Annotated in this window: 12 protein-coding genes; 6 read left to right on the top strand and 6 right to left on the bottom strand. The window is 73.1% G+C overall.

All coding sequences use genetic code 11. From position 1 onward, the window contains the following. The 6 genes from IEZ12_RS38390 to trxA form a co-directional block, all read left to right on the top strand. A partial coding sequence (locus IEZ12_RS38390) for a hypothetical protein (RefSeq protein WP_229847541.1) occupies positions 1 to 150 on the top strand: 150 nt, incomplete at its 5' end. A gap of 291 nt (positions 151 to 441) precedes the next feature. Next, entirely contained in the window at positions 442 to 2,502 is a 2,061-nt protein-coding gene (locus tag IEZ12_RS13935; protein WP_189272332.1) for a protein kinase family protein, read from the top strand. 105 nt (positions 2,503 to 2,607) lie between these two features. Continuing rightward, entirely contained in the window at positions 2,608 to 3,414 is an 807-nt protein-coding gene (gene sigM, locus IEZ12_RS13940; RefSeq protein ID WP_189272333.1) for an RNA polymerase sigma factor SigM, read from the top strand. After that, entirely contained in the window at positions 3,411 to 4,274 is an 864-nt protein-coding gene (locus IEZ12_RS13945) for an anti-sigma factor family protein (RefSeq protein ID WP_189272334.1), read from the top strand. The genes sigM and IEZ12_RS13945 overlap by 4 nt, the downstream gene beginning before the upstream one ends. 152 nt (positions 4,275 to 4,426) lie before the next feature. Then, positions 4,427 to 5,392 (top strand): thioredoxin-disulfide reductase, encoded by a 966-nt coding sequence (gene trxB / locus IEZ12_RS13950; RefSeq protein WP_043915347.1) that lies wholly within the window; start codon positions 4,427 to 4,429, stop codon positions 5,390 to 5,392. A 129-nt stretch (positions 5,393 to 5,521) separates the two neighbouring features. Next, positions 5,522 to 5,848, top strand: a complete 327-nt coding sequence (trxA, locus tag IEZ12_RS13955; RefSeq protein WP_043915349.1) for a thioredoxin — start codon at positions 5,522 to 5,524, stop codon at positions 5,846 to 5,848. 173 nt (positions 5,849 to 6,021) lie between these two features. Here the strand turns inward: trxA and IEZ12_RS13960 are convergent, their stop codons facing one another. The 6 genes from IEZ12_RS13960 to yidC all read right to left on the bottom strand — a co-directional run. Further along, complete coding sequence (locus IEZ12_RS13960) at positions 6,022 to 6,639, bottom strand: GNAT family N-acetyltransferase (protein WP_043915351.1); 618 nt, start codon at positions 6,637 to 6,639, stop codon at positions 6,022 to 6,024. 121 nt (positions 6,640 to 6,760) lie between these two features. Next, entirely contained in the window at positions 6,761 to 7,813 is a 1,053-nt protein-coding gene (locus tag IEZ12_RS13965) for a ParB/RepB/Spo0J family partition protein (RefSeq protein WP_189272335.1), read from the bottom strand. Next, entirely contained in the window at positions 7,810 to 8,772 is a 963-nt protein-coding gene (locus tag IEZ12_RS13970; protein WP_308431037.1) for a ParA family protein, read from the bottom strand. Before IEZ12_RS13970 ends, IEZ12_RS13965 begins: the two co-directional genes overlap by 4 nt. Positions 8,773 to 9,027: 255 nt before the next feature. Next, positions 9,028 to 9,807 (bottom strand): 16S rRNA (guanine(527)-N(7))-methyltransferase RsmG, encoded by a 780-nt coding sequence (rsmG, locus tag IEZ12_RS13975; RefSeq protein ID WP_100589612.1) that lies wholly within the window; start codon positions 9,805 to 9,807, stop codon positions 9,028 to 9,030. 140 nt (positions 9,808 to 9,947) lie between these two features. Further along, positions 9,948 to 10,469 carry a Jag family protein gene (locus tag IEZ12_RS13980; RefSeq protein ID WP_189272337.1) on the bottom strand — a complete coding sequence of 174 codons (522 nt, stop codon included), beginning with the start codon at positions 10,467 to 10,469 and terminating at the stop codon, positions 9,948 to 9,950. 56 nt (positions 10,470 to 10,525) lie between these two features. Then, positions 10,526 to 11,402, bottom strand: an 877-nt coding sequence (gene yidC / locus IEZ12_RS13985) for a membrane protein insertase YidC (protein WP_229847526.1), incomplete at its 5' end; no start/stop codon positions are given.

Here is an 11,402-nt window from a genome sequence, read left to right on the forward strand (position 1 = left end):
CGGGTGGTGGACGGCTGGATCGGCAACGTCCTGACGCTGCTGGTGGCGGCCGTCGTCCAGATCGCGGTGTTCCTGCTGCTGGCCCGCCGGATGCGCATCGAGGAACTCAACGCGCTCACCGGGATGGTCCGTCGGCGGATCGGCCGCTGACCGGAACACCGGTCACGGATTGACGAATCGTCAATCACGGGGCTGACGATTCGTCGGCGACTCAGTCCGCCTACCGTGGGCCGGAGTCGGGGCACACCCCCGATTCCGGCCCATTCGTCTGCTGTTCGCCCGGAAGTGGGTAAGCGGGCAACCTCCCGGCACTCTCAGCGGTCGTACCAGGGTGCCGCGAGTGGGCACAATTGTCCTTGCAGCACGGCCGACCACTCCGGCAGCGGCTCGTCGACCGTCCCGGCCCCGACCCGGGACGACACAAGGGGAGGCAGGACCACGGTGGCTGACGGCACCAAGGCGATCGTCGACACGTCCGAGACGGACGGGGCGGCGACCGAGGCCGCGCCCGGAACCTCGCAGCGCGACACCGGATCCGACCGCGGCCGCGCCGCGAAGGGGTCCGCCGACAGCGTGGTGGAGAGCACCGCGAACGGCTCCCCGAAGGACGCCGCGAAGAACACCCCGAAGACCGCCCCGAAGGGCGCGTCCAAGGGCGCGTCGAAGCCCGGGGCGAAGGACGCCCCGACCACCCCGCTGCGGCCCGCCGCCGCGGAGCCCGCCGACGCCTCCGGGAGCGACGGCCCGAAGCCGCCCGCCGACGCCACCGCCCCGCTCTCCGCGCAGGAGATCGACGCCGAGCTGACCGCCCAGGGCGCCCGCGCCGCCGAGCGCCCCTCCCGCAGCCGCGGCGTGCGCCGTCCGCTGCCCCCGATCGAACCGTCCGAGCCCGCCCCGCCCACCAGCACCGAGACGCTGGACGCCGACACCGCCACGCTGCCCGCCGTGCTGCCCGCCCCGCAGCGACACAGCGGCGACAAGATCGGCGGCCGCTACCGGCTGGAGGAGTGCATCTCCGAGTCGGACACCTTCACCAGCTGGCGCGCCGTCGACGAGAAGCTCCGCCGCGCCGTCGGCGTGCACCTGCTCTCGGCCGGCCACCGCCGCGCCAAGTCGGTGCTCACCGCGGCCCGCAGCGCCGCCCTGCTCGGCGACCCGCGCTTCGTCCAGGTGCTGGACGCCGTGCAGGAGGGCGAGCTGGTGTACGTGGTCCGCGAGTGGCTGCCCGGCGCCCGCGACCTCGGCGAGCTGCTGGCCGACGGCCCGCTGGAGCCGTACGACGCCTACCAGATGGTCCGTCAGGTCACCGACGCCATCGCCGCCGCCCACCAGCGCGGCCAGGCCCACCTGCGGCTCACCCCCAAGTGCGTGCTGCGCACCGACGGCGGCCAGTACCGGATCAACGGCATCGCGGTCGACGCCGCCCTGCGCGGCCTGCCCACCGAGGACGCCGAACTGACCGACGTCCGTGCGATCGGCGCGCTGCTGTACGCGTCGCTCACCCACCGCTGGCCGTACCCGGAGGACCGCTACGACCTCCAGGGGCTCCCCAAGGACCTTGGCTGCGTGCCCCCGGACCAGGTCCGGGCCGGCGTCCACAAGGGCCTGGCGGAGCTCGCCGCACGGATCCTGTGCGAGCAGCCGCCGCACCACAAGGAGCCGATCACCACCCCCGCCGAACTGGCCGCGGCGATCGCCGAACTGCCGAAGATCCGGCAGCCGGAGCAGCCCGCCCCGCCGGTGCTGCGCACCCCGCCCGCCGCCCGGCCGCGCTACTCCCCCGGCGCGCCCACCCAGGCGATCCCGGCGGCCGAGCCCGCCCCGGCCCCCGTCGCCCCCCGCCCGGCCCCGCGGCCCGCCCCGCGCCGCCGCCGCGGGCTGCGCCGGGTGGCCCAGTGGACCGCCTCGCTGGTGGCGCTCTCCGCCGTCACGGTCGGCTCCTGGCAGCTGGTGGACTACGTCAACAACCGGAACAAGGCCACCACCGACAACCACACCGCGCCCGCCCCCGCTCCGAGCGACAGCGGGGCCGCCGCCACCGGCGAGAAGCTCGCCATCTCGTCGGTCTCCCCGTTCAACGCGTTCGGCGGCACCAAGGACGAACACGTCAGCGAGCTCCCCAACGCCACCGACGGCAACCCGACGACCGCCTGGACCACCCAGCGCTACAACGACCAGTTCGGCACCGCCTACCGGCCCGGCGACGGCCTGCTGGTCGACCTCGGCTCGGCGCGGGCCGTCAGCTCGGTGGAGGTCCAGTTCCTCGGCGACACCAAGGTCGAGCTGAAGGCCGCCCCGGCCGGCGCCGCCACCGCCCCGGCCGACGACGAGAACGGCTTCCGCAGCCTCGGCGCCACGATCGCCGGCGGCTCCGGCTCCAAGGTCACCCTGAAGCCCGCCGCCCCGGTCACCACCCGGTACCTGCTGGTCTGGCTCACCAACGTGCCCACCGACGACGGCGGCTACCGCGGCAGGATCGCCGAGATCCAGGTCAACGGCTAGCCGCGCAATCGGACTGCCTGCGCCCCTTGATCCGCTCCGCCGGATCCCCAACGATGGTGACCCGCGGCCGCCGGATCGGACGGCCGGACCGTGAGGAGGGGGCGGATGGCCGAGGAGCCCACCGACGCCGAACTGCTCGCCCGGCACACGGCGGGCGACCCGGACGCCTTCGGGCTGCTGGTGCACCGCCACCGCGACCGCCTGTGGGCGGTCGCGGTGCGTACCCTCGGCGACCGCGAGGAGGCCGCGGACGCGCTCCAGGACGCCCTGGTCTCCGCGTTCCGCGCCGCGGCCGGCTTCCAGGGCCGCTCGGCGGTCACCACCTGGCTGCACCGGATCGTGGTCAACGCCTGTCTGGACCGCGCCCGCCGCGGCGCCGTCCGCCGGGCCGAGTCGCTCGACCAGCACCCGGGCGGCCCGCCGGACGCCGCGCTCGGCACCAGCGAGGGCGCGGAGAACCATGCGGTGCGCGCCGAGACCCGGCGCGAGGTGGCGGACGCCCTGGCCGCGTTGCCCGCCGACCAGCGGGCCGCCCTGGTGCTGGTCGACATGCAGGGCTACCCGGTCGCCGAGGCCGCCGAGGTGCTCGGCGTCCCGGTCGGCACCGTCAAGAGCCGCTGCGCCCGCGGCCGGGCCCGGCTGCTGCCCCTGCTGCGCCACCTCCGCCCGGACGATGTTCCACGTGGAACCGGCGCCGCCCGTGTTCCACGTGGAACCGACCCGGGCCCCGCTCCGCGGGAGGCCGATCCGCCGCGTGTTCCACGTGGAACCACCCCCGGCCCGCGAGCACCCGCCGCCGATGTTCCACGTGGAACCCCGTCCGCGGCCCGCACCGGGAACCCGAACCGGCCCTCCCCCGTCCCACCCACGAATCCCGCCACCACGCTGGAAGGAGATGCGACCCCGCGATGACGCCGCACCCGCCTTCCGAGCACCCCGACCTGGACGCGCTGGCCGATCTGGCCGAGGACCTGCTGCCGGCCGAACGGGCCGAACCGCTCCACCGCCACCTGGCCGCCTGCCCGTCCTGCGCCGAGGACTACGCCGCGCTCAGCGGCCTCCCGGAGCTGCTGGCGGACTTCCCCGCCACACCGATGCCGCAGGACGTCGCCGACCGGCTGACGGCGGCGCTGGCCGCCGAGTCCGCCGCCCGCGCCGAGACCCGCGCCGAGGAGCGCCCGGAACGCCCTCTCGCCGGCCCGTCTGCCCCGTCCGGCCCGCCCCGCCCCGGCGGGCCCGCCCGCGCCGCCACCGGGCCGGGACGCCCCGCGCGCCGTCACCGCCGCGCCCTGGGCCTGTTGCTCGCCACCGCCGCCGTGGCCGCCGTGGCCACCCTGGGCGGGCTGCTGATCGACCGGGACACGGCCCGCAGCACCGCCTCGGCCGCCCACGGGGACAGCGGCAAGGCCGCCTCCGAGCCGTCGGCCGTCGACGCCTCCCGTCCCCGGCCCAATGCCGTCGCCGGCAGCCAGGGCCCGGACTTCACCGCCGAACAGCTCCCGGCGCAGATCCGTCAACTGTTGTCCGCCAAGCCCGCCGACCAGCTCGCCCCGGCCGACCCGGGCGGCGGCGCACCGGCCTGCGCGCTGGCCGCGGCCGGGCACCCGGACGACCCGCCGCTGACCACCGGAACGGGCCGCTACCAGGGCCGACCGGTGCTGGCCCTGGTGTTCCGCCCGCCCGGTGGCAGCGGCCCGCTGGACGTCTACCTGGCCACCCCGGACTGCCCCGGCTCGTCGATCCTTCTGCACAGCACCGTCCCGGCCCCCTGATTCCTCACCATTTTGAGTCGTCCACGTCCGAAGCGCGGGTGCCTGGTGTGCTCGGGCCTGGGAATGCGGGAGACTGGTTAGTCGTTGTCCGGGGCGGCGGAGCAACCGCCCTCCCCCGCGCAAGCGGGACGCCATGCGAACCAGGAGATGCAGTGAGCGACGTCCGTAACGTGATCATCATCGGTTCCGGCCCGTCCGGGTACACCGCTGCGTTGTACACCGCGCGTGCCTCCCTCAAGCCGTTGGTGTTCGAGGGCGCGGTCACGGCCGGCGGCGCGCTGATGAACACCACCGAGGTGGAGAACTTCCCCGGCTTCCGCGACGGCATCATGGGCCCCGAGCTGATGGACAACATGCGAGCCCAGGCCGAGCGCTTCGGCGCCGAGCTGGTGCCGGACGACGTCGTCGCCGTCGACCTCACCGGTGACATCAAGACCGTCACCGACTCCGAGGGCACCGTGCACCGCGCCCGGGCCGTGATCGTCACCACCGGCTCGCAGCACCGCAAGCTCAACCTGCCGAACGAGGACAAGCTCTCCGGCCGCGGCGTCTCCTGGTGCGCGACCTGCGACGGCTTCTTCTTCCGCGACCAGGACATCGCGGTGGTCGGCGGCGGCGACACCGCGATCGAGGAGGCGACCTTCCTGTCCCGGTTCGCCCGCAGCGTCACGATCGTCCACCGCCGCAACACCCTGCGCGCCTCCAAGGCGATGCAGGAGCGCGCCTTCGCCAACCCGAAGATCACCTTCGCCTGGGACAGCGCGGTCGAGGAGATCCACGGCGACCCGAAGCTGACCGGCCTGACCCTGCGCGACACCAACACCGGCGACCTGCGCGAGCTGCCCGTCACCGGCCTGTTCATCGCGATCGGCCACGACCCGCGCACCGACCTGTTCAAGGGCCAGCTGGACCTGGACGCCGAGGGCTACCTGAAGGTGGAGTCCCCCTCCACCCGCACCAACATCCCGGGTGTCTTCGCCGCGGGCGACGTGGTCGACCACACCTACCGCCAGGCGATCACCGCCGCCGGCACCGGCTGCTCCGCGGCGCTGGACACCGAGCACTACCTCGCCGCGCTGACGGACTCCGAGGCCGAGACCGCCGCTGTCGCGGTCTGAGCCACCGGCAGACCCACCAGGGCCGAGCAGCCCACCGGCCGGGGGCGGCGACCGTTTCCGCACCGAAACAGAACCGCCCCCGCCGTTGTTATCCCTCTCGCACCTCTCCTCCGACCCCAAGGAGTTCCCGTGGCCGGCGCCACCAAGGAAGTAACCGACGCGACCTTCGACGCCGAGGTTCTCAAGAGCGAAAAGCCCGTCCTGGTCGACTTCTGGGCCACCTGGTGCGGCCCGTGCCGCCAGGTCGCCCCGGTCCTGGAGGACATCGCGGCCGAGCACGGCGACAAGCTGTCCGTCGTCAAGCTCGACGTCGACGCCAACCAGGAGACCGCCGCGACGTACAACGTGATCTCCATCCCGACGCTGAACGTCTACAAGGGCGGCGAGCTGGTGAAGACCATCACCGGTGCCCGCCCGAAGGCCGCGCTGCTCCGCGAGCTGGCCGAGTACCTGTAGTCCGTTCCGGACGCCGTCGCCGAGGCGGCCCGCACCGGGAGTTCCCGGTGCGGGCCGCCTCGGTGTTTCGGTGGCCCCGGTGTTTCGGTGGCCCCGGTGAGGCTTCGTCAGGAAGCGACGGGAGCCGGGCGGGCCGCTCCGGACCGACCTCGCCGGAGCGGAGAACGCCGCTCTCAGAACGGCCGCAGCGCCGGTTCCTTGCGCCGGCCGCCGAGCAGCCGCTCCAACGCACCCTCCATGTCGCCCTTCCAGGACAGCGTGGAGCGCGCCTCCAGCCGCAGCCGCGGATACCGGTGGTGCGGCCGGACGGTCTTGAAGCCGACCGCCAGCAGATGGTCGGCGGGCAGCACGCAGCTGGGGATCTCACCGCCCTGCGCCCCGAACGCCTCGATCGCCCGGAAGCCGCGCCGGATCAGGTCCTTGGCCACCGTCTGCACCAACACCCGTCCCAGGCCCTGCCCCTGAAACTCCGGCAGCACCCGGGAGACCATCAACTGCACCGCGTCCGGGGAGATCGGGCTGGTGGGGAACGACTGTCCGCGCGGCACGTACGCGGGCGGGGCGTAGAGCACGAACCCGGCCGGGCGGTCGTCCACGTAGGCGACTCTGCCGCAGGACCCCCAGTCCAGCAGTACCGCCGAGATCCAGCCCTCCTTCTCCAGCTCCCCCTTGCCGGCGTCCTGCGCGGCCCGTCCGCTGACCGGGTCGAGCTCCCAGAACACGCAGGAGCGGCAGGTGTTCGGCAGCTCCGAGAGGTTGTCCAGCGTCAGCGGAACGACCCTTCGCCCCACGCCCGTACCTCCTCCTCCACACGGAAACCGGCCCAGGAGTCCAGTCTGCGCCGCCCAACGAAACGGGTGCACGTTTCACGTGAAACATGCACCCGTTGTTCGCCGTTCGGGGTCACCGACGTCAGGACAGCCGCAGCCCCTGCTCGCCCGGCGCCAGGCTGTCCAGGATCCGGTTCAGGTCCTCGGCCGAAGCGAACTCCAGCACCACCTTGCCCTTGCCGATCCGGCCGTCGCGCTGCGAGGCCTCGACCTTGACCCGGGTCTCGAAGCGGTCCGAGAGCCGGTCGGACAGCTCGGTGAAGACCGGCGAGGTCGACCGGCCCGCCCGCGAGGTGACCTTCTTCTCCTTCGGGGTCTCACCGGCCATCAGCCGGGCGATCTCCTCGGTGGCCCGCACCGTCAGCAGCTCGGCCGTCACCCGCTCGGTCAGCTTCTCCTGACCCGCCGCATCCGGAACCATCAGGATCGCCTTCGCGTGCCCGGCGGTGACCGTCCCGGCCGCGACCTTCAGTTGCACCGAGACCGGCAGCTTCATCAGCCGCAGCGTGTTGGACACGTACTCCCTGGACTTGCCGATCCGGTCCGCCAGCTGCTGGTGCGTGCAGGCGAATTCGCTCAGCAGCTGGTCGTACGCCGAAGCCTCCTCCAGCGCGTTCAGCTCGGCCCGGTGCAGGTTCTCCAGCAGCGCGTCCAGCAGCAGCTTGTCGTCCTCGGTGGCCCGGACGATCGCCGGGATCACCTCCAGACCGGCCTCCCGGGAGGCCCGCCAGCGACGCTCACCCATGATCAGCTCGTAGCACTCCGGGCCGGTCTGACGGACCACCACGGGCTGCAGCAGGCCGACCTGCTTGATGGAGGCGACCAGTTCGGCGAGCTTCTCCTCGTCGAACACCTCGCGCGGCTGGCGCGGGTTGGGGCTGATCGAGTCCAGCGGCAGCTCGGCGAACCGGGCGCCGTCCACCGGCGTCAGCGCCGCTTCCAGGACGCTGCGGCGCTTGTCGCCGGCCAGCTCCCGCAGACTCTCCGCGGCGGCCTTGGCGGCCACCGTGCCGCGATCGGTGGGAACCACCGGCGCCGGCGGGTCGGCCGGTGCGGCCGCTCCCCCGGCCGCCGGCTGGGTCGCCGGGATCAGCGCCCCCAGACCCCTGCCCAGACCCCTGCGCGTGCCACTCACCGGTTGCCCTCCATCGAACTGTGCTGTGCCGTCGGCGCGGAAGGCTCCGCGCCGCTGCGCGGCGGAACGACCGCCGCGCGTGCCCGGTGCCGCCCGTCCCCGGCCTTGACGACCGCCCGCAGCGCCAGTTCGCGGCCCGCCTCCAGGTAGGAGAGCGCGCCGCTGGAACCGGGGTCGTAGGTGAGTACGGTCTGCCCGTAGCTCGGGGCCTCGGAGATGCGCACCGATCGCGGGATGGCGGTGGCCAGCACCTCGTTCTCGAAGTGCGTCCGCACCTCCTCGGCGACCTGCGCGGCCAGCCTGGTCCGGGCGTCGTACATGGTCAGCAGGATGGTCGAGACGTGCAGCGCCGGGTTCAGGTGCGCCCGCACCAGCTCCACGTTGCGCAGCAGCTGGCCCAGGCCCTCCAGCGCGTAGTACTCGCACTGGATCGGGATCAGCACCTCCTGACCGGCCACCAGGGCGTTGACGGTCAGCAGCCCGAGCGAGGGCGGACAGTCGATCAGCACGTAGTCCAGCGGCTGCTCGTAGGCGGCGATGGCCCGCTGCAGCCGGCTCTCCCGGGCCACCAGCGAGACCAGCTCGATCTCCGCGCCGGCCAGGTCGATGGTCGCCGGGCAGCAGAACAGCCCCTCGACGTCCACCACCGGCTGCACCACGTCGGCCAGCGGCTTGCCCTCCACCAGCACGTCGTAGATCGACGGGACCTCGGCGTGGTGGTCGATGCCCAGGGCGGTCGAGGCGTTGCCCTGCGGGTCGAGGTCGATGACCAGCACCCGCAGGCCGTGCATGGCGAGCGAGGCGGCCAGGTTGACGGTGGTGGTGGTCTTGCCCACCCCGCCCTTCTGGTTGGCCACCACCATGACCCGGGTGACGGCGGGTCGGGGAAGCCCCTCCCCGGCGAACCCGGTGACCGGGACGGCGGCGTGCGCGGCACGTGCGACGGGGGTTTCATCCACCTGATCGACGATCTCCGACTCCTGCATGGGGGTCAGTGTTTCACGTGAAACCGGAGCCGCGACAGTCACTGCCGGGTCCCGTTCGCGGGTCCGGTTCAGCTCCTGATCAAGTACGCCGGTCAGCAGGAAGCGACGTTTCACGTGGAACACGATGCCCGGAATGTCGGAATCCGACGGCCCGACACTCCGGGTGCCGACAAGCGAACGGGGCGGGTGGCCCGATCGCCACCCGCCCCGCCCGCCACCGCCGTGAACTCAGCGCCGCCCGCGGCCGGCGCCACCGCGCCGGCCCGCGCCCTCGGCGCCCTTGCCGCCGCGACCGGCCCGGGCCGCCTTGGCCCGCCGGGTGGCCGCCTTGACGCCACCGGGGCTCTCGCCGGCCTCCACCCGGACCACCCGGGTCTGGGTCTCCAGCACGCCCTCGCCGACGCCGATCACCGACCACTTCACCGCACCCAGCCGGGTCAGCGCCGCCCGCGATTCGGTCAGCTCCTGCTCCGCGGTGTCGCCCTTCAGCGCCAGCATCTGCCCGTAGGGCCGTAGCAGCGGCATGCCCCAACCGGCCAGCCGGTCCAGCGGCGCCACCGCGCGGGCGGTCACCACGTCCACGGCCAGCTTGCCGATCATCTCCTCGGCCCGGCCGCGCAGCACGGTGACGTTGTCCAGCCCGAGCTCACGGACCACCTCCTCCAGGAAGGTGGTGCGCCGCAGCAGCGGCTCCAGCAGCGTCACCGAGACGTCCGGCCGGGCCAGCGCCACCGGGATGCCGGGCAGCCCGGCGCCCGAGCCGACGTCGCACAGCGAGACCTCGGCGGGCAGCAACTCGGCCAGCACCGCGCAGTTGAGCACGTGCCGGTCCCACAGCCGGGGCACCTCGCGCGGGCCGATCAGGCCGCGCTGCACTCCGGCGGTCGCCAGCAGCTCGGTGTAGCGCACGGCCATCGGCAGCCGATCGCCGAAGACCCGTCCCGCTGCCTCCGGTGCCTCGGCCAGCCCCTCCGGCGACGCCTCGGACGCCGTGCCGTCCCTGTCCATCTCTGCCTCTCCGCTCACCGTCGAATCCACCCACCCGTCCCAGCACTGTTCCACGTGAAACATCAGTCCACCGCAAAGGCAACGACCCCGCCCGCGAGAGGCGGGCGGGGTCGGACGCCGTTCCGACGGCACCACCGGCATCAGGCCGGCAGTACCACCACACAGCGCTGGGGCTCCTCGCCCTCCGATTCGCTGCGCAGCCCCGCGGCGGCCACCGCGTCGTGCACCACCTTGCGCTCGAACGGGGTCATCGGCCGCAGCTTGACCTGCTCGCCGCTGCTCTTGACCCGCTCGGCCGCGTCCGCGCCCAGCTCCGCGAGCTCGGCCCGCTTGCGCGCCCGGAAGCCCGCGACGTCCAGCATCAGTCGGCTGCGCTCACCGGTCTCCCGGTGCACGGCCAGCCGGGTCAGCTCCTGGAGCGCCTCCAGCACCTCGCCGTCCTGGCCCACCAGCCGCTGCAGCGTCCGGTCGTCGCCCTCGCCGACGATGGAGACCAGCGCCCGGTCCCCCTCGACGTCCATGTCGATGTCGCCGTCCAGGTCCGCGATGTCCAGCAGACCCTCCAGGTAGTCGGCAGCGATGTCACCCTCGCGTTCCAGACGCGCGAGGACGCCCTCGCCGGCCGGCGCGGTGTCGACGGCGGAGGTGATGCCATCCGTCACAGGTGGACTCCTTCAGGAATGAGGCCCTCGGGTGGGGCCGAGAACGAGGGTCGGGACTACTTCTTCTTCGGCCGCTGGCCCTGGCCGCCGCGCCGCGGCGGCTGCTGGCGCTGACCCTGCCGGTCCCCCGGCTTCGCCCCGCCCGCCTTCGGGCCGGACTTCCCGGCCTCGGCCGTCTCGGCGTCCGTCTCGTCCGCCGCCGGGCCCTGCTCCTCCGCGGCGTGCGCCTGGTGGGCCGCCGTGGCCTGCCGCTGGGCCTTGGTCTGCTTGCGCGGCTGCTGCCGGCGCACCTGCACGCTCTCCTCGGCCGCCGCCTGGGCCTGGGCCTCGGCACTGTTCTTGGAGCCGGTCTTGGAGCCGGTCAGCGAGGCCAGCACGCCGACCTTCTTGATCGAGCCGTCCGGGTTGATCCGGCCCTGCTTCTTCAACCGGGCCTGACGCTCGTTCCAGGCGTGGCTGCCCGGCGTCGGGTTGTTCCGGATGACGATCAGCTGCTGGCCCATCGACCAGACGTTGGTGGTGAGCCAGTAGACCAGCACACCGACCGGGAAGTTGATGCCCATCACGGCGAACATGATCGGGAAGACGTACATCAGCATCTTCTGCTGCTGCATGAACGGCGTCTTGACCGTCAGGTCCATGTTCTTGGTCATCAGCTGGCGCTGGGTGATGAACTGCGACAGCGACATCAGCACGATCATGATCGCGACGACGATCTGCACCTGCACGCTGTCCGCGCCGACGAACTTCGCCGACAGCGGGGCGCCGAAGATGTGCGCCTGCTTGGCGCTCTCCAGCAGGCTCTGGTCGATGACGCCGATCGGCTTGTCGTTGGCCACCGAGGCCAGCACGCCGTAGAGGGCGGTGAAGAACGGCGCCTGCACGATGATCGGAAGGCACGAGGAGAACGGGTTGGTACCCGCCTCCTTGTAC

It is taken from the genome of Kitasatospora griseola (assembly GCF_014648555.1).
In the GTDB taxonomy this organism is placed as follows: Bacteria; Actinomycetota; Actinomycetes; order Streptomycetales; family Streptomycetaceae; genus Kitasatospora; species Kitasatospora griseola.

What these genes read in the sequence shown, in the direction of transcription:
- sigM (WP_189272333.1), top strand. Translation starts at nt 2,608, where the DNA reads ATGGCCGAGGAGCCCACCGACGCCGAACTGCTCGCCCGGCACACGGCG.
- IEZ12_RS13945 (WP_189272334.1), top strand. Translation starts at nt 3,411, where the DNA reads ATGACGCCGCACCCGCCTTCCGAGCACCCCGACCTGGACGCGCTGGCC.
- rsmG (WP_100589612.1), bottom strand. Translation starts at nt 9,807, where the DNA reads ATGGACAGGGACGGCACGGCGTCCGAGGCGTCGCCGGAGGGGCTGGCC.